The organism is Bulleidia sp. zg-1006, from assembly GCF_016812035.1.
Lineage (GTDB): Bacteria > Bacillota_I > Bacilli_A > Erysipelotrichales > Erysipelotrichaceae > Bulleidia.
On sequence record NZ_CP069178.1, the window covers coordinates 1,204,353 to 1,223,795 of the forward strand.

General features: G+C 37.4%; 11 protein-coding genes and 1 pseudogene. 1 reads left to right on the forward strand and 11 read right to left on the reverse strand.

The features are described from left to right. Position 1: 1 nt before the first annotated feature. The 8 genes and pseudogenes from JOS54_RS06145 to JOS54_RS06175 all read right to left on the reverse strand — a co-directional run bounded on the left by JOS54_RS06145 (position 2) and on the right by JOS54_RS06175 (position 13,791). Positions 2-217, reverse strand: coding sequence for a helix-turn-helix transcriptional regulator (locus JOS54_RS06145; RefSeq protein WP_203244733.1), 216 nt, complete (start codon positions 215-217; stop codon positions 2-4). 119 nt (positions 218-336) lie between these two features. Beyond that, positions 337-996: pseudogene (locus JOS54_RS06150) on the reverse strand (single-stranded DNA-binding protein). Then, positions 941-1,063, reverse strand: a complete 123-nt coding sequence (locus JOS54_RS07945) for a hypothetical protein (protein ID WP_255520682.1) — start codon at positions 1,061-1,063, stop codon at positions 941-943. Before JOS54_RS07945 ends, JOS54_RS06150 begins: the two are co-directional and overlap by 56 nt. Beyond that, positions 1,053-9,374: a helicase-related protein gene (locus JOS54_RS06155; RefSeq protein WP_238928336.1), complete on the reverse strand. Its 8,322-nt coding sequence runs from the start codon at positions 9,372-9,374 to the stop codon at positions 1,053-1,055. Before JOS54_RS06155 ends, JOS54_RS07945 begins: the two co-directional genes overlap by 11 nt. A gap of 2 nt (positions 9,375-9,376) precedes the next feature. Continuing rightward, positions 9,377-10,324 carry a DNA cytosine methyltransferase gene (locus tag JOS54_RS06160; protein ID WP_203245795.1) on the reverse strand — a complete coding sequence of 316 codons (948 nt, stop codon included), beginning with the start codon at positions 10,322-10,324 and terminating at the stop codon, positions 9,377-9,379. 58 nt (positions 10,325-10,382) lie between these two features. Continuing rightward, positions 10,383-12,095 carry a DNA topoisomerase 3 gene (locus JOS54_RS06165; RefSeq protein ID WP_203244734.1) on the reverse strand — a complete coding sequence of 571 codons (1,713 nt, stop codon included), beginning with the start codon at positions 12,093-12,095 and terminating at the stop codon, positions 10,383-10,385. A 92-nt stretch (positions 12,096-12,187) separates the two neighbouring features. Further along, positions 12,188-13,189, reverse strand: coding sequence for a nucleotidyl transferase AbiEii/AbiGii toxin family protein (locus JOS54_RS06170; RefSeq protein ID WP_203244735.1), 1,002 nt, complete (start codon positions 13,187-13,189; stop codon positions 12,188-12,190). Positions 13,190-13,191: 2 nt separating this feature from the next. Continuing rightward, positions 13,192-13,791 carry a DUF6088 family protein gene (locus JOS54_RS06175; protein WP_203244736.1) on the reverse strand — a complete coding sequence of 200 codons (600 nt, stop codon included), beginning with the start codon at positions 13,789-13,791 and terminating at the stop codon, positions 13,192-13,194. A gap of 214 nt (positions 13,792-14,005) precedes the next feature. Here JOS54_RS06175 and JOS54_RS06180 point away from each other — a divergent pair, with 214 nt between their 5' ends. Then, positions 14,006-15,409, forward strand: a complete 1,404-nt coding sequence (locus tag JOS54_RS06180) for an ISNCY family transposase (protein ID WP_203244737.1) — start codon at positions 14,006-14,008, stop codon at positions 15,407-15,409. 117 nt (positions 15,410-15,526) lie between these two features. Here the strand turns inward: JOS54_RS06180 and JOS54_RS06185 are convergent, their stop codons facing one another. The 3 genes from JOS54_RS06185 to JOS54_RS06195 are packed head-to-tail and all read right to left on the reverse strand — an operon-like array spanning position 15,527 to position 19,440. Further along, the gene (locus tag JOS54_RS06185; RefSeq protein ID WP_203244738.1) at positions 15,527-17,059 is read right to left on the reverse strand and encodes a CD1107 family mobile element protein; all 1,533 of its coding nucleotides are present in this window, start codon (positions 17,057-17,059) and stop codon (positions 15,527-15,529) included. Then, complete coding sequence (locus JOS54_RS06190; RefSeq protein ID WP_009529529.1) at positions 17,034-17,273, reverse strand: hypothetical protein; 240 nt, start codon at positions 17,271-17,273, stop codon at positions 17,034-17,036. The genes JOS54_RS06185 and JOS54_RS06190 overlap by 26 nt, the downstream gene beginning before the upstream one ends. Before the next feature lie 16 nt (positions 17,274-17,289). Beyond that, positions 17,290-19,440 carry a CHAP domain-containing protein gene (locus JOS54_RS06195; RefSeq protein ID WP_203244739.1) on the reverse strand — a complete coding sequence of 717 codons (2,151 nt, stop codon included), beginning with the start codon at positions 19,438-19,440 and terminating at the stop codon, positions 17,290-17,292. Positions 19,441-19,443 lie beyond the last annotated feature (3 nt).

Genomic DNA, 19,443 nt, shown 5'->3' on the forward strand with positions numbered 1-19,443 from the left:
ATTATTCACTCTCCTCACCATTAACAATTGAAACCATATCCGCAAAATCGACATTCAATTTTTTGCCGATTCGATATAAAATCTCCATACTGACAAATTCACCTCTACCCATTTTTGCTATAGTAGCCGGTGCTAAAGATACTTTTTCTGCCAGGTCTTTTTTATTCATATTCTTATCAATTAGTATTTTCCATAATCCATTATAGCTAACCTTCATATCTTCACCTCTCTAATTCGTGTTCATGAAGTTTCATTTCATATATTTTACCATAAATTTAGAATTTATTCCATATACAAAAAAAGCCGGTGCAGCCCGAAGACCACACCGACAATTCTTTATCTTTCCGCTTCTTTGGAAGCTTCTTTTTTCTCAGTAGGCTTTGCTTTTTCTTCCGCCTTAAACTTCTTAATTGCTCCAAGGACGGACTCTTTCTTTTCTTCCTGGCTCTTCATCTGCTCTTTGGCTTTCAAGAGCTTAGAAGCGAGTATCCTTACATTCGTATGCTCTTTTCCATTATCATCAATGGATTTTCGCTCCTGACCGAAGAGCTTTACAAAATCGCCTTGCTTAAAGTCCTTTGGAATATCGCCCTTTTCTCCATAAGCCGAGCAATTCGTATAGTGCTTATTGCCCTCATCGTCTTTTTATACAACGGAGAAATTGACTACCTTAAAGGCTTCTCCGTTCTTGTTTTCTCGTTCTACTACCTCGACATCACCGACAATATTGCCGACAATATTTACCAAGTCGTTATCTTCTTTTTCAAGAGTCTCATTCTCTTTAATCTGACCGCTTTCACGAAGCTCATCAATCATATAGTCAAATTCCTCATTAAGCAGTGTTAGTGAGTCGTTGTTTGTGTAGTTGTCATACAATATATCGAGTGCTTCCTTGTCATTCACGCCCTTTTCAAAACTGATTAGAGCCTTTGTAAAGTCCTCATAGTTCTCGTTTGCCATCTGCTCGATGGTATTTCTCATTTCCTTGTAATTCATTATTCATACCTCCATATTTGTTGTTAAAAGTGAATAAGGGACTTAAATCAAGCCCCTTATCGTTCATCGTGTTCTTTTGATTTTGTATCTTTTACTTCTTTTTCTTTCTGCTCTGACTGAAATGACTTAATCTGCCCTAAGATAGATGGCTTTTCCTCCTTTGCGTGGAGATTATCTTCCACATCGTAGGTAGTCTCAAAGTAGTCGCTATCCCTAAAGTCGTTGTCATATCTGTCAGGCACGCCGTCATTATACAAGTCCTTTGCAAGCGGATCATAGAAATTACCTTCATCATCAATTTCAAGACCTAACGCCTGTCTTAATTCTTCCTCATCAACAAAAACAAATGCACTAAATTCGCCATTTTCCATTTCAAACTTCATGCAATCAAGAGCCTTTTCTTCGCTACCGTTTTCTTTTACATAATCGTAATGACCTATCTCTTTGTCGTTTACAAGTTGTGTAGCCATAAAGTCCTCAAGATTAAGTTCAAACTGTATCTCATGCTTTTCATCAGGCGTATTTGTATAGGCAATACCTATATGTTTTAAATCAGGATACAGTGTATTGAATTCCTCATAGCAATGATTTTCTTCATACTCTCTGTTACAGAAGTCAATAATGGCTCTTTTTACATCTTCCACTAATGGATTGGGATTTTCTTTTTCTTCCACCTCTCCCATATCAAGGAGCTTATTCAACTCTGCAAGTCTTAATATCTTAGTTTTCAATTCCTCCGCCTTTTCAAAAGGCTTTTTTAATTCCTCTTTAGCATTTTCAAGCTGCTCTTTGGTGCTGACGAATTTTTCTTCAAGCTTTTTTAGTTTGTCAGGCATTTTCTCAATGGCATTATCAAGTCTTGTAATATTACCGTCCGCACTCGTTCCAAGCTCTCCTATCGTTTTAGAAGCTCCGTTCAAGCTGAAATTATGCTCATTGGTAAAGAAGTTGTAGCTCACTTCCAAGTCCATATTTCGATACTTACCGATAACCTTGCTCTCATTTACTTTTACTGTCTTTATAGCTTCAAGCAGCTTTTCGCCCGCTTCTTTTTTATCCGTTATCTTCGCTCCGTTAATGGTTATGGAAGTAAACTTATTTTCGCCATCTCCTTGCGGTTCTACACTTGATATATCCTTTTTAACAGCTTCAATAAGTTTCTCAAGCTTTGCGATTTCATCAGGATAGGTTTTTGCAACCTTATCTTCCAAGCGATAGCGATTTGACTTGTAATTGGCTTCAAGCATTTTAAGCTTCGTAACCTCATTATCTAAATCCATTTTTTCTTTGATTTTCGGATCACCTGTTGCAAGGGCTTTAATCTCCGCATAGTTAAGGGAACTTTCATCCACATCTTCCGCCACTCTGACAGGAGTCTTTGAAGTCATAATCTGAGAAATGAATTTTTGCTTATTCTCTATGGTCTGCCAAAGGTAAGCATCAAAGGTGTTCTCGGTAATGTAACGATAGATATTAACTTCTTTATTTTCATTTCCCTGACGGACAATTCTGCCCGCTCTCTGTTCAAGGTCAGCAGGTCTCCACGGCACATCTAAATCGTGCATTGCAATCAGCTTGTTTTGCACATTTGTACCTGCTCCCATTTTCTGCGTAGAACCCATTAAGATACGGATTTCTCCTTTTCTTACCTTTGCAAAAAGTTCATCCTTTTGCTTATCTGAATTTGCTTCATGAATAAAGGCAATTTCTTCTTTCGGTATTCCCATTGCCACAAGCTTATCCCTTATATCATCATAGATATTAAACTCTCCGTCTCCCTTTGGTGTAGACATATCCGAGAAAAGAAGCTGTGTAGATTTATTCTCTTTTGTCTTATCCCATATTGAAAATACATTCTTAACATAGACATTGACCTTGCTATCAGGATTATCAGGAAGCAGTGGATTGATTAAACGCTGGTCTAAAGCAAGTTTCTTGCCGTCATTCGTAATTTTCAACATATTATCTTCTTCAGGCTCTACTTCCTTATTTCTGACCTTATCCGCCCTTTCAGACAAACCTTTTAATATCTCTTTTTGTTCATCACTCGGCATTGTCTTAACAACTTCATAGTGTGCTTCAGGAGTAGGAAGATTTAACATATCCGCCGTCTGAATATCTGCCACTTCCTTAAACATACTCATAAGCTCCGGAAGATTATAGAACTTGGAAAATCTGGTCTTTACTCTATATCCGGTTCCCTCAGGCGATAGTTCAAATGCTGATTGTGTTTCACCAAATGTAGAAGCCCAAGAGTCAAAATGCTCCAAGCCATTTTTCTTTAAAGCATCATACTGCAAATATCTCTGCATAGTATAAAGCTCCGTCATCGAGTTACTTACAGGCGTTCCTGTGGCAAATACGATACCTTTTCCGTTTGTCATCTCGTCCATATAGCGACACTTCATAAACATATCGGAAGATTTAAAAGCCTCCGACTGCCCGATACCTGCTACATTTCTCATTTTTGTATAAAGATAAAGGTTTTTGTAATTATGGGCTTCGTCCACTATCAGCTTATCAACGCCAAGCTCCTCAAAGGTAATGACATCATCTTTTTTGAAATCATCATTTAGTTTTTCAAGTCTTGCTTCCAACTTCTTTCTTGTCTTTTGCAGCTCTTTAACCGTGAAGTTCTGATTTCTGTCGTGCTTGTATTCTTCAACATAGTTAATGATTTCATCAATCTGATCCTGAATATGTTTTTGTTGATATTCCTTTGACATAGGGATTTTTTCAAACTGACTATGCCCGATTATTACCGCATCATACTCGCCGGTTGCAATCTTTCCGATAAATCTCTTTCTGTTTTTCGGTTCAAAATCTTTCTTGTCGGCCACCATGATGTTGGCGGACGGATAAAGCTGCATAAACTCTCTTCCAATTTGTCCGGTCAAATGATTAGGAACTACGAATAATGACTTCGTACACATTCCAAGCCTTTTTGCTTCCATAGCACTTGCCACCATTTCAAAGGTCTTGCCGGCACCTACTACATGAGCAAGAAGCGAGTTTCCGCCATACAAAATTCTTGCGATAGCGTTTCTTTGATGTTCATATAGGTCAATCCCCTCACCCATCCCCTCAAAGGTCAGATTGCTGCCGTCATACTCACGGTTTCGGATTGAGTTGAATTTCTCGTTATATACCTTTACAAGCCTGTTTCTTCGCTCCTGATCGTTAAATATCCAGTTCTTAAACTCTTCTTTCAGAATCTCCTGTTTTTGTCCTGCAAGCATGGTTTCTTTTTTATTTAAGACCGATGTTTTAGAGCCGTCAGGATTTACTATCTGGTCAAATACCTTTGTTTCCTTTAGGTTTAGAGCATCTTCAATAAGCTTATAGGCACTGACTCTACTTGTACCGTAGGTCATTTCCGCAAGGTCATTTCCTCGGTCTTTGCTTTTCCCCTCAACATTCCATTCACTTGTAAGATGGGAGAATTTAACCTTTATATCCCATCTTGCCCAGCCCGGTGTCTCTAAGGTTTCAAAGACAAATCGTTCTATATCTTTTGTCGGTATCCAAGTAGCACCAAGCCTTACATTTATCTCGCTTGCTTCAAGTTCTTTCGGCATAACCTTTTGAAGCTCTGACTTTTGAAATTCAAGGCGGTTTAATTCACTTGCAAGCATTTCTTGTTCATCTGTATTTTCATCCGGAAGCATTCTTTGTGCTTGGCTTAGTCTTGCAATATAGCTATCTACAATACCTATCTTTTCTCTGATATTTCCGCTTAAATACTCATCTTTTGTTACATAGGCATACTTAAATGAACTATTCTCATCACTACAGCTAAATGGCAAATCCCCATCTTCAAGGTCAAATGAAAGTTTCTGATTAAACCTTGTATTCTCCTCACGGATATTTAGGAAAATTTCTCCTCTAAGCTCCGAAATGATAGTGCTTCTGTCTTTATCTGTCAGACCTTGCATATATTCAAAGTCCACATATCCCTTTTGGGAAATGGAAAGCACCAAGGCTTCAAGTGAGGTATCCACATGGTCAATTACTCTTGCCTTTGTGATAGTACGCTTGAAGAAAATATCTCCCTTTGCCTTAAAGTTATCTTCCTCATCGAGTATTTCAATGGACGATATAAGAGGGAAATTGCTATCTTCTCTTAAAGCTCTTGTGTTTGAAAGGTTATTTACAAAGCCGTGCTTTTTAGAAAAGTTATCATAGACCTCATTTAATTTTTCCTGAGAAGCCTTTATCTCTTCATCGCTGAAATCTTCCTTTTGACTTTTGATAACATCTTTTAAGGCTTCATTCAGCTTGAGATAGTCCTTAATCTTTTCTTTGTTCTTATCCGATACCTCTTTTTTAATAAAAAGCGAGTTTTCCCTGTAATACACATCGTTATCAATAACGGTATAGGAAAAGTTTTTGACATCGTCCGTTGCCGGAATGGAAGTAATCTCATCATCAAGAAGCTCTATCTCTTCATACTTTGCAACTTTAGAAATTTCTTCACTTGCTTTTGTAAGTAATTCCTTTAAGTCCGCATTTTCTTTCGATAGACAAGAAATAGTATTTCCAAATCGTCCTGATACTTCTTCCATAGATCCAAGCACCATTTCAGGATGCTCTACAAAGTATTTGTTGTAGGTTAGCCCTTTTTCATCTTCTGCTAAATGCACCCAGGTCTCATCACGCTCAAGAACGCTGTCTCTTTTCTTTAAGAAGATAATATCGCTTGTTACTTCCGTTCCTGCTACTCCCTTAAAAGTGTCGTTTGGAAGCCTGATTGCTCCTAAAAACTCAACCCTTGCATTTATATATTTTCTGATGCTTTCATCTTTCTTATCCATTGTTCCGCTTGATGTGATAAAGGCAATGACACCGCCATTTCTAACCTTGTCGATGGATTTTGCAAAGAAGTAGTCATGGATTAAGAAGTTATTTCGGTTGTACTCTCTGTCATTTACCTTAAATTCTCCGAAAGGTACATTTCCGATTGCTACATCAAAGAAGTTATTGGAAAAGCTTGTTTCTTCAAATCCTTTTACCTGTATGTCGCTATTTGGGTAGAGAAGCTTTCCGATGCGACCGCTGACAGAGTCAAGCTCCACTCCGTAAAACTTCGACTTACTCATTTCATCGGGAAGATTGCCGATAAAGTTTCCAATTCCCATACTCGGCTCTAAAATGTTGCCGTTCTTAAAGCCCATATCCGAAAGTGTCTTATATACGCCGTCAATAACTGTTTTAGGCGTAAAAAAAGCAGTTAAGGTTGACTCCTTAGCTGCTTCGTATTCTAAAGGTGATAGATTTTCTTTTAGGAATTTTCTTGCATTCTCCCATTGACCGCCCTTTCCTTCATCGAAGACTTCGGAAAGTCCGCCCCAACCGACATATTTTGCTAAAACTTCCTGTGCCGTACTGTCAAGCTCTCTTTCGCCCTTTTCAACTCTATTTAGCATTGAGATGGCTTCGAGGTTTTGGTTTAACCTTTCGCTCGGTGTAAGTTTTTCAGGTAAAATCTCCTCTGTAATCTTATAATTGGAAGCTTTTTCTTTTGGCTTATCTTCGAGTCCGAATAGTCTTTCCAAATCGCTTTCAAGCCTATATGGGATAACCTCTGAGCCGGTTATCATACCACCTAAGTATTCAGCATTATCCTTTATGGTGATAGTCTTTAATCCACCGCCCATATCGTCAAATCTTGTTATGGTAAAGTCTTTATCTTTGTAATGGACTTCATCTCCTACAATGAGCTTCGGTCTATCAAAGCTTATTTTTTCCAAAAGCTCTTTTTCATCTGCAAAGCTTACGATTGGTATTTGACGATTGCCTTGTCTTACAGGATCAAGCCATAAATCATTTTTGCCTATAATTTCGTTCTTACTTACCTCATGAATGGTATAGGCTTCATGCTTCATATAGACTGTTCTTCCAGGAGATAAATCCAATTCAGACTCAATGGCGACTTCTTCCTTTTCCTCGCTTAGATAGTCAAAAATATTTCCTTGAACGGCTTCTTGATTTTCTAATTGAGTCTCGCTTTCTACTGCGTAATCATTTATCTTAAAGGCTTCATATTTGCCCCTATCTATCAGCTTATCTACCTTATGGCTTTCATCGAAACTACTTCCACGATTAAGAGAGTATTCTTTTCCCTCAACAACAACTTTTCTTCCCGTGTCTTCAAGACTAATAGCAAATCCGTCTTTTTTACTTGCAAGGATAAATTCATTTCCGACTTTGATTGCCACTTTCTCAAATTCGTTATCTGAAGCTATTTCTTTTAGGCTGTCCACAAATTCGCTCATCGTTACAAAGTCGATATTTTCCTTGAAGCTTTCAATCTGTTCTATACTCACCTCATCATTTACAAGGTAGCCTTTAAGCACATTGAATTTCGCAATATCAATGTCAAGATTTTTGAGATACTGTATCTTTTCTGATGTAACCTTTGTCTCTCCTTTGTTCCAATCATCAATCAGCCATTTTAACTGCTCCATTTTCCAAACAGGAAGATTGGGCTCGGCAATTTCAGTGATTTCATTACCATAAAAATCATATTCTTTAATAGCACTTAAAATCTCATCTAACTGCTTATCACTAAAATCGTTAATGGAAATATTAGTGCCTTCAAGAGCTTCTTCTAACTTACTTGTTGCAAGTCTGCTTACGGCTTCTTCTCTTGAAACCTCATATTCTTCCATAATAGAGCTGACTTCTTCGGCAAAGTTAGGACTTAATTCTTCCGCGTATTCATCAGATATTTCATTATCTGCTGCTTTATAAACTCTTTCATATTCAAAACTCAACTCGCCGTTAAAGACCATTTGAAGCTCTTCTTCGCTCATCTGCTTTTTAAGCTCTGTGTCTTTAAGTTCCCTAAATGTTTTCGGGAAATCTTCTAAGATAAGTCTTTGTGCATTTAACTCCCTTAACTCCTCAAGATTGAAATAGCCCCATTCAGGTTCAATCCCAAGTACAAGTCCAAAGGCATCGCCGCTTTCTCTATCGTATTCTGTCATATACCAGGTCCAATTACTTCTAAAGGGAATGATATATGCAGCGTGTACTTCCTTATCGGCAAGGGAAATACTTTCCTGCTCATAGAGCTTCGGCACTCTTTCAAGCATTTCATCAGTCATCAGCACATCGGGATTATCCTTAGAATAGAAAAAGGAAGCATTTTCAGCTCCCTCTTGTATCTTTCTTATGCCGTTTTCTTCTACGCTTCGACTACTTCTTTGATTGTTATTTCTTTCAAGGCTGAAATCATCGCCTGATACTTCGGATCTTCCTCGCTTACTATATTCTGGGCTTTCAAGAGTTTCGGCTTCTCGTTCCTCATAAAGTTGATTGCTCTCTTTTGAGTTTCCATTAAGTGAGATACCAGCTTCTTCTCTTTGTAAAGGTCGATTAGCATCTGATAGTTCTCCTCGTCCTTGCTCTCTGAAAGATACTCCAGTCTCATCACTGCGTAAGCCGGATTCGGAAATTCCTCCATAAAGCTCTTCTCTTCTTCCAGGCTGCTTAGGGTCTTCTCCTTGATGATTGTTACTATCTCGTCCGTGTTCTCCACTCCCGAAAATTCGGTTTCTTTGCTCATCATTTCTTTCGTCATCTGATCGAATAACATTATCATTTCCTCCTAATTCATTTACTTTATTTTCATTATAATCGGCACTAAGGTTCTTTGTCAGGTCTCTATTTTTAGAAAAATTTCTTGTTCTGCTTCTCGTTTCCTCGATGATTTGGCTACAAGCATTTGAAATACAAGTGCCGACACTCATTAAAGATATGCTGTCGATAGACTTAAAATTTTCTCTTAAAGTGTCCATCGGAAACGGATAATCAATATGAAATCTGTTTGAAACGGCATAAGCTACCGAATTTCTCATAAAGTTTGCAAATGAGTTTCTGTCTTCATCTGCAATTCTTAAATTGTTTGCAAGCTCATAAATGCTCTCATCGGCATATATTCGGCTCAAAGTATAAAGATTTTCAGCTAAGCTTTCGCTTGCCTCATATCCTTGCAAATCAATCATGTCTTTTAAAGCTTTGCCATTATTTTCTTTATCAAAAGACCATAGCTTAACTTCATTGACATTCCTGTCCATTGAAGTTGTCTGGCTGACATCGAAGATATATCCGACCTTTTGAAATGCGTTACTGTCATTTAGAATTGGTATGCCCTTTTGCCCTCTCATAACAGTACGGTTAAATCGTTCTCGCCATAAATCAAAGCTTGTGCAAGCTGTGGCATTCGGATTTTTATCATAGATACTTAGCTGACTTAAAAAGTCGTATTTCTGATTGTTCCCGACAACCTTTAAGAGTTTCAGATATTCGCTTTCGCTATCTAAAACATCTCTTTTTACAAGCTCCATAATATTGTAAAAATCGTTCGTTCTCATTCTTACCTCCTATATATTTCATTCAAAATCGCTTCAAGCACATTTACCACGATGCTGTTGCCGGCTTGCTTATAAAGAATAGATGATGTTTTGCCCGGTCTTTTCGGATAAATGGCTCTTATCTTATCAAAATCTTCATCATCAAAGCCCATAAGTCTTAAACACTCCCTTTCCGTAAGATACCTGTACTTGCCGTTTCCTATATCTACAAGTCCTGAGTTTGGTACTCTGACTTGCTTTGTGGAAATAGTATAGGCGTATTTATCTATGACTTTTAAGCGGCCCTTGAAGTTCTTATTTTTAGGATTGCCCGACAAGTATCTGAGCATTGACTTCTGCCTTACTTCATAAAGGTCTGAAACACCTTTTTCGAGGAAATCATCAATGCTTCTTGTTTCTGCTTTTTTAAGAGTTTCAAAATCAAAATCATTCTGTCCGAGTATGCTCACAACAAAGATACGCTTTCTATTTTGCGGAATACCGAAATCCATAGCGTTTAATATCTTGTATTTGCTCTCATATCCGAGCATTTCCATTTCTTTTAGGTAATGAAAAAAGGAAGCTCTCATATTCTTATCGAGAACTCCCTTTACATTTTCCCAAAGGATAACCTTGGGCTTTTCTTTCATTTCTTCAATTATCCGTATCGTTTCAAATAACAGGCTGCTCCTTGTTCCGCTTCCTTTTTCTCCGCCTTTTTTAAGACCGCTACGGCTGAAATCCTGGCAAGGACTTCCGTGCATTACAAAGTCTATTCTTTCATCCAGTGGATAATACTTCACTATATCCTGCGGCTTAAAATCTGCTCCATAAAGTGCGTTATAACTTTTTACACAGTTCTTATCAACTTCCACATAATCAATTATCCTATGTGGGATTTTTTGCCTTATGAATGCCTTTCTTATAGCACCGATGCCTCCGAAAAGCTCCAACACTTTTATCTCTTCTATCGTAATCACCTCCCAAAATAAAATAAGGGAACAAGATAATCTCCCATTCCCTTAAAAGTTACTTTCTGTATTTTTCTATTGTCTTTTTAATCTCAGTTTCAATTTCTCTTAGGAACTCGTCCTTACTTGCCTTTCCCTGTGCAATATCCGATAGCTTCATTTCCCATTCAGCCGTTGTCTTAGCGGACTTAAAGGCATCCTCAACAATAGTTACAAGGCTAATTCCTTTATGTGTGGCAACAAGATTTTTCTTATCTCTTTCTATAAATCCCTTAAAGATTAAGTTTTCAATAATCCCTGCTCTTGTTGCCGGAGTGCCAAGTCCTTTTCTTTCCACTTCTACACCTTTTTTTAAGGCATCATTTCCTGCAATCTCCATAGACTTTAATAGCGTATCTTCAGTAAAGTGTTTCGGAGGTTGGGTATATCTTTCTTTAACTTCCTTACTTTCAATAGCAAGTACATCCCCTACACTTACATCCGGCAAAACTATATCTCCACTTTTTTTAGTCATATATTCTTTCAAATACTTGCTAAACCCCTCATCTTTAATAACCTTGCCGGTACTTGTAAATTCAAAGCCGTCAAATTCAGCTACAATCTTCGTTGTATTCTCGATTAACGGATAGCCCACACTTGCGTGAAGCTTATTAGAAATAAGCCTATATACCCTTGCTTCACTCTCAGGAATGCTCGATAAATCTTCAGTCATTGAGCTTACTGTAGGAATAATCGCATGATGATCCGTAACCTTTTTTGAATTAAATACCGTCTTGATACGCCCTGTATCAAAGTCGTTTTTGCCCAAAATGTTATTGACGGTACTTGTAATCATATCTTCGGTAAGGCATCTGCTGTCTGTTCTGGGATAAGTAATCAGTTTTTTCTCGTAAAGGCTCTGTGCATAATCAAGTGTCTGCTTGGCTGAGTATCCAAAATACTTATTGCATTCCCTTTGAAGTGTTGTCAGGTCAAAAGGTAAATCAGGCTTTGTTATTTTCTCTTTCTGTATGACATCAGTTATTTCAATCTTATCGCCCACTAAATTTAAGAGCTGCTCTGCTGCGATTTCATCATCAATTCTATCTGTTGATAGTGTAAAACCATCCATAGATAGCTCCACTGTATAGTATTTCTCTTTCTTGAAATTAGCTATCTCATCATCTCTTTTTACAATCATAGCAAGAGTCGGTGTCTGCACTCTGCCAACACTATAATTTTGCTTGTATAGGCAAGAATAGAGCCTGCTTATATTCATTCCAATAAGCCAATCCGCAATGGCTCTTGCCTGTGCCGATTCAAAGAGATTATCATAGTCCTTTCCATCTTTTAGGTTATCAAAGCCCTCTTTAATGGCACTATCTTCCATAGATGAAATCCAAAGACGCTGCATTTTCTTTTTGCATTTAGCTTCGTTATATACAAGTCTAAATATGCTTTCTCCTTCACGACCTGCATCGCAAGCATTGATAACCGTATCAACCTCTTTGTCGTTCATCAGCTTTTTAAGGATAGCAAATTGCTTCTTAGTTGCCTTTGCCGCCTCATACTTGTATTCGCTTGGAATAATCGGTAAATCAGCCGTATTCCACTTCGCATACTTTTCATCATAGCGGTCTGGATTTGCCATCTGAATTAAGTGTCCGACACACCATGATACTTTATAGCCGTTTCCCTCATAATATCCGTCCTTTTTATTTTTCGCTCCGATAACCTTGGCAATAGATATGGCAACGCTCGGTTTTTCTGCTATCACAAGTTTATATTCCATGTATATTTTCCTCCTGTTTCAATAAAAAAGAGCGAAAGATTTTACTCCATCGCTCTGCACTTTGCACCAAATATTATATTATTTTTGGTGCATTATTTAATTTTGTGAATTTCTTTTTCCAGTTCAAGCACTGAATTCATCAGCTCTTCAAAACTCGGATACTCGCCAAAGAACATCTCAGTCATATTTTTATAGTCTTCTTTAATTTCCTTTAGGCGATACTCATCAGGCATAAGTCTGATTGTTTCAGTTGTAGCTTCTTCATATTTTGCCCATTTCCTTGGATAGAATTTCTGCTTAAACTGAACAACTTTTTCAAGAAGCTCAAAGCTCTTAAATGCTCTGGCTTTATATGGCGAATTTGCTATGCACACTAAATCATAATAGTGTCTTGCATATCTTTTAGGTATTGCAAGCTCTTCAGGTCTGTTTGCTTCATGATGAAGGATAGTTGCTTTCTCCCAGAATGTTCTTTCAGGAAGAACGGTTCTTACTTCTATAAAATCCCCATCAAAGAGCATAGGATATATTTTTTGTATATCAGGCACAATATGAACTGCTTCCGATGGTGTCCATGCTGCCAGTGTTCCAATTTCAAGTCTTACTGCCTGCACCACATACGAAGACTTGAATGCTTTCGGATATTCAAACAGAACTGTCTGCGGATCACTTTCATCTATTCTTATATGAAACTCCTCATCAAGCATATCTCTAAAATCACTTTCTAACTGAGGAACAAATTCATTTTTTAGAAAGTCTTCCGTCTTTTGATTGGACTCTTTATTAAATTTATCTTGCTTTGTATTGGAGCGTTTTTGCCAAGGTTCATCAAAGCTATATCCGATCACTCTCCAATCAAGGATTAAATCAATATCTTCGGAAAATCTTTGAATTAAATTGAAGCATTTTGAAAGGCTTGTGCCTCCCTTAAAGGTAAAAGCTTCTTTCCACTTACACTTAGTGAAAAGATAATTTAAAACAAAGCATACCCAATAATCTTTTTCAAGAATTACCTCATTTACACCGATTTTCAAGGAAGCATTTTTTATAACTTGCTCCAATTCATTTTTTGACATCTTTTTGTATTCAAACATTTCTACACCTCTGAAATTTTCTTAATAACGCCATATACCCAGGCACTTGTGGTTTTACTATCCGCCAGTAGTTCCGACTTTTCTTTTTCGGATAATTTTTCCCGTAGATAATCAATCTGCTTTGAAGTGATTTTATCTTTTCCGATTGCCTTAATTGACTGTATCACCATTGAAGTCAAGGTTGACATTTTGGAAATGTCTCCATTATTTCTACGCTTAAATTCGATTGTTGCATTACCGAAACTGAAACTGGCATATCTTCCGTCTGATATGTATGTCCACTTTGCCGGTACTTGCGTAGATAAACCTAATAAATTAAGAGCTGTATTGCCCGATGGAGCAATCGTCCAGTTATATTTTCTGGCAATGGCATTAGCAACTTCATTCACGGACGGTGCTTCATACTCTCCGATCAGTTCTATATATTTCGGCTTATAGTAGATGCCTTTCATAATACGAATAATCTCTTTATCTTCTACAAGACGATTTAATGTACTGCGAACCGTTTCATATCCTGCAATATCAAAAAAATCGTTGGCAATGAAAACCTGATTGAACTCAAAATTTTCTATCCTGTTTAGTATTTCCTGCTTATAGTTCACCTGATATGCCACCTCCTTTGCACCAAATATTATATAATATTTGGTGCAAATAGTCAATGGCAGCAAATCTCACAACACTTTATACTATGAATGTTCAGTGATAATGTCTTAATAGATGTTCAGTGAAAATGTCCCAATTATTGATTAAAGATAGTGAGGCATTGTTTTACATCTCTTTCTCCATTTTATTATTTTCCAGTCATTGGAGGAACAAATGAAGAGGATACGATTATCTATGAAAGAACAAGAAAAATATTTGACAATCAAAGATTTAATTGACCATCACGGCAATAAGAAACGAGCAGCTTTAAAACTCGGTGTTTCTATTCGTACAATCAATCGTTTAATTATTGTCTATCGGAATAAAGGAAAAGCCGGTTTCGTTCACGGAAACAGAAACCGACCATCTGCTCATTGCCTCACACAAGAATTAAGCTCTCACATCATACATCTTTATCAATCGATTTATCAAGATGCGGGCTTTAATTTTTCTCATTTTACCCAATTCTTAAGTGAAAAACATGATATCCATGTCAGTCTTTCTTCGGTTAGAAGAATTTTAAATGAAGTAGGTATCTTCTCCCCTAATGAACACCGCTGTTCAAAAAAGAAAAGAAGTATCATGTCTTTAAAACAAACGAAACCGACTCTCACGGATACGGAACTAAATGTGGCTGTCAATCATGAATTAAGTTTACAACTAGCTCATCCAAGAAAAGCTCGATGTAAGAATTTTGGGGAAGAAATACAAATGGATGGCTCTATTCATAATTGGTTTGGTGAAAATAAGGCAACACTACATCTAGCGATTGATAATGCCACAGGCGTGATTGTAGGTGCTTATTTTGACAAGCAAGAAACACTTCACGGCTATTATCACTGTTTTCACCAAATCCTTTCTAACTATGGCGTACCCTATCAATTTCTTACCGATAGACGAACTGTTTTTGAGTATGAAAGACGCACGAATAAATCGGCTGAAAATGATGTCTTAACGCAATTCGGTTATGCCTGTAACACTCTTGGCGTTACCATTGAAACTTCCAGTGTTAGCCAATACAAGGGGCAAATAGAAAGAGCGAATAGAACCTTTCAAGACCGCTTAGTTAGTGAGTTAAAAATGGAGAATATAACAACCATAGAAAAAGCCAACCAATATCTTATTGAAACCTTCGTACCTAATTTTAATAGGCGTTTTGCTCAAGATTATACGAAATACCCTTCGGTAATAGAAAGTAGTCCCGGCGAAGAGACAATCAATCTAACATTATCAGTTATATGCGAAAGAAAATTCGATAATGGCTCCTGTATAAGCTATAAAAACAAATATTACCAAGCCTATAATCAAAATAATCAATTAATCGCCTTTAAGCCTAAGACAAAAGCCTTAGTCATTAAAACCCTAAACAATACCCTATACGTAACGGTAGATGATTGTGTGTATGCTCTATTTGAATTAGAAAAGAACAAGAAAGTCTCTGCAAATTTTGACACTAATGACACAAAAGAAAAAAAGCCGAAACAGGTACATATACCGCCAATGAGTCATCCTTGGAAAAGAGATTCATTTATTCGTCAGCAACAAAGAGCACATCAACACAAGCAATTTACACGATGATAGTAAGCTTTAAAATAGCGAGAAATCTCTAATCAAGATTCCCCGCTTATATTACAAATTTTTTGGGACATTTTCACTGAACATTGACAGGCAGCAAATCTCACAACACTTTATACATTAAATTTCTTCTGTTTCAGAAGCTTCACTTTCCTCATACTCTTCAGCTTCTGAGAAAAAATCGTCATCTTCTTCAAGACTTTCAAGTTCCTCTTTCTCTTTCTTCTTTACAACCTTGAAATAATATCCGCCACCTAAAGCACCTGCTACTACAAGAGCCAAAAGGATATATGTGCCTAAATCACTCTTTTCTTCTTTTTTCTCAGGCTTTACTTCTTCCTTAGTCGGCTCCTCTTTGGTAATCTCCTGTTTCGGTGTTTCTTTCTTTTCAACCATATTTAGAAGATCATCTTCAGATACTTCCGTTAAAAGCATTACATTCTCACTATCCTCATCGTGGTTGATGATTAAATGAAAGGTCTTACCATTTTTCGTTTGAAATGTAATGAACTGCCTTGCATCGGCTGAATACATATCAACTTCCTTTTCATCTCCATGATGAATCGGATAGTCCTTATTTGCATTATCCTTATTTTCTGTAACAGTTCCTCTTGCCATTGAAGGTGCTGAAGCTACTCCCTTATTAGTATTTACAGTCTTGTTTGTACTATCCATAGATGAGTCCTGACTGTTATTATTAGCAGGAGCCTTTGGAGTCAGCTTATTAGGATAGCGAACTTCCTTTTCTTTCTCCTTTGCTTCCGTTTTGCCTGTATCTTTTGTAGTATTCCCTGAGCTTAATGCATCAGAGGAACCTTTACCGGTACTACTTACAGAAGTTTGTGGCATTTGAGGAGAAATACCAGAGCTTGTCTTAATTCCTGAAATCGGACTAATCGGTGTAACTGACTGTGATGTTACAGGAGCTTTATTTGTTTCAGAAGCCTTTTTCTCAAGCTCTTTCACCTTTTCAGTCAGCTTATCCATTTCCTTTTTCATATCTTCCGATAAGTCCTTATTTCCCTTATCCTTTTTTGCTTTCTCTTTCAGGCTGTCAATCTCATCTTCAAGGTCTTTGATTTTTTCTTTCTGCTTATCGCTTAACTTATCTTTATCCTTGATTTCGCCATTTAGTTTATCAAGTTTATTCTGAAGCTCTTTAGCCTCTTTTTCCATCTTGGAAATATCCTCTTTAGAAAGCTCCGTCTGTGTGCCTTTATCTTCAGCCTTTGGAGTTTCTGTTTGCGTACTTTCATCCTGCTTCGGCTTTTCTTCTGACTGTATCTCATTATCCTTAACTTCTATCTTTTCTACCTTACGGATAATCTCATCCTTTCCATCGCCCTTTACTTCATAAAATAGAAACTCATCAATGAATTTCATATCATCGGGGAGCATCGGAAGATCCCCGCTATCAAGAAGCTGTCCTTTTTCAGCCTTAATCTTTTCTTCCTTAAAGACCTTTTCATCTTCAAAGATATACTTTACATTAACTTCCACTTCCGTTTGGACAGCCTCGTTTTTTGTCGAAGCTTCTGTCTTTTGCTCCTGAGCATACACAACTGTCCAAAGACCTAAAATGCAGCTAATACTTACAATTACTGCAAGTGCTGCCGTCCAAAACTTCTTATTCTTTTTCAAACTGGTTTTCATTTGTCTTCTCCTTTTTCATTTCAGCTTTTTGTTTATTTACCTTTGCCATCAAATCACCGATTGTGATGTTGTTCTTTCTGCAAATCGCTATGATTTCCTCATTTTCGAGTTCTTCTTCACGAATGAATAAAGGCTCCAATTGTTCATCAATCAGAGCCTTCTTTGCTTGCAACTTTTGTATTTTGTTTTTTACGATGTATAGTTCTTTTCCCACATTTTTACCTTCCTTTCTAATGTCCTTTTACATTCGGCGGAAAACCATATCCGACAGGATGATGTTTACAAAAAGTCGCAATCCAATCGTCTAAAGTGGTTACTCTTATATGACCGATATTATCAATTACCTTTCCGTCTCCGATATAAATACCTACATGACCATAGGTAAGTCCTGCCGTGCTTCCGCTACTACTGCTTTCCACTGCAACAAGCATTCCCACTTTCAGCTTTGACCTGTCTGATGTAAAGGTATAGTTTCGATACATATCATTGGCGTTTCCTCCGATATATCCAAGTCCTGCATTTTGATAAACCTGAGATACCCACATAGCACACCAGCCGGGACCAGGTGATGGAGTAATAAAAGCGGCATCTACAATTTTCTTTTGCACCTCGCTTGAAGCTTCGTATTCAGCACCATTACCTACACCTCCAAGAGAATTTATCAGGTCGGTGTTGCCGAATATTTCCGCCATATTTCCTTGAGCAAGGAATAAGGCTTCATAGTGTTTCAGATTATCGGGATAATCAGCAAAGACTTCCCTTATAATGCTGTCCATTTCTTTTTTATCGATGGTTACAATGAGCTTTTTATACTCATAAGGCTCTTCATGACTTTCGGTATACTCATTTCCATCTTCATCGGTATAAGTTTCCGTAACTGTCTTATATCTGATTTCAATCTCTTCATCAAAGGAAAGCTTATACATATCATTAAAAAGCCCATCCAAAATTCCTCGAACTTCCGAGAGATTTTTAACTTCCCCAAACCTTGCTGTGATATACGATAAAAGCTCATGGACATTGTGTCCGATAAAGCCGTTCTGATTGACGATGTATTCGTCATATCCGGGATAATCACTTTCGACATTTTCGATTTTGTCGTACAAATCATTTTCAAGACCTGAGAAATACTGATTTATCCCTTTTAGCTGTTCCTCACTTGACAAATAAGAAGTCGTTAAAACGCTACTTGTAGAGTTCACAACTCCCGACATTGCTCCGCCTGAAAACTGAATGACGAATGTTCCAAGAAAAATAATCCCAGTCAGAATAAGCAAGACACCCTTCGCCTTTTTAACAATCAGCTCCTTAGAACCTTTCAGTGTATCAAGCACACCTTTTTTAATTCTGTCTCTGATTCTTGTCTGATTATTGCCGTTTATGGCAGCTTTCATCTGCTTTCTCTTTTGGAATTTCTTATATGCCGAAGCCTTTTTATATTCATCATTCTTTTTGAGTTCCTCTTTGGCTTCCCGAAATTCAAGCTTTGACTTTTTCTTTCGTACACGAAGGCTGTTTTCGGATAAGTCGTAGGACTTTTTCGTTCGCCTTTTATCCGAATAATTCTTAATTCCGTGAATAAGCTTAGATGATGTATCAAGACCTTTTTCGGCAGCTTCTACACCTTTATTTTCATCACTTCCTGTAGATAAATAGCGGCTTGCCACATCACTTGCCCTTGCAACGGATACAGCACTTGCTCCAAGCAAAGTTTCTTTATTATGGCGGTTATAGAGTCTATTTTTCTTTGCTCTGTCTTCTACTACTTTTTTGCTACCTGAAGCCTTGGTGCTTTCTTCCGTCTTTGAAATGGTATCCTTTATTAGCCTTTTTTCAGTCTCCTTTATAGTTTTGTCTTCCGCTCCTTTTCTTGTAAAAATCTCATCAGAATAATTTTTGCGTTTAATCGCTTTCTTCTGCTTTTCGTGAAGCTTAGACTTCTTATTCGATAAAGGCTCATAGGATATTTCACTGTCTCTAAAGTCGGTATCATATCTGTCGGCTACACCATCTCCGTCCTGGTCTTTAGCAAGCGGATCATAAATACGGTTTTCTTTGACTTCCGTTTGATAATCCGATGTTGTTTGAATCTCTTCATTACCAGATTTAGACCTTGTTTCATCACTTTTAAGATTTCGCTTAATGGCGTTTTTACTTTTATTACTTAGCCTTGTGTCAGAGGCTTCAGTAATTCTCTTACTTTCCTTATCGTGAAGCTTCTCATCAAATCTATTCTCATCTTTGATTATCTTATTCCTATAATCATCCCCAACCTTTCGTTTGCTGTTTGAACTATCAAATAAACCATCATTACCTGAAACGCTCGCTTCTTCCTTTGCTTTTATCCTTTCATTTAAGTCTCGCTTTCTTTTTTTGCTCATAGA

Coding starts and splice junctions, on each gene's coding strand:
- JOS54_RS06195 (WP_203244739.1), bottom strand. CDS start 19,440: ATGAGCAAAAAAAGAAAGCGAGACTTAAATGAAAGGATAAAAGCAAAG.
- JOS54_RS06185 (WP_203244738.1), bottom strand. CDS start 17,059: ATGAAAACCAGTTTGAAAAAGAATAAGAAGTTTTGGACGGCAGCACTT.
- JOS54_RS06165 (WP_203244734.1), bottom strand. CDS start 12,095: ATGGAATATAAACTTGTGATAGCAGAAAAACCGAGCGTTGCCATATCT.
- JOS54_RS06180 (WP_203244737.1), top strand. CDS start 14,006: ATGAAGAGGATACGATTATCTATGAAAGAACAAGAAAAATATTTGACA.
- JOS54_RS06155 (WP_238928336.1), bottom strand. CDS start 9,374: ATGAGAACGAACGATTTTTACAATATTATGGAGCTTGTAAAAAGAGAT.
- JOS54_RS07945 (WP_255520682.1), bottom strand. CDS start 1,063: ATGAACGATAAGGGGCTTGATTTAAGTCCCTTATTCACTTTTAACAAC.
- JOS54_RS06170 (WP_203244735.1), bottom strand. CDS start 13,189: ATGTTTGAATACAAAAAGATGTCAAAAAATGAATTGGAGCAAGTTATA.
- JOS54_RS06145 (WP_203244733.1), bottom strand. CDS start 217: ATGAAGGTTAGCTATAATGGATTATGGAAAATACTAATTGATAAGAAT.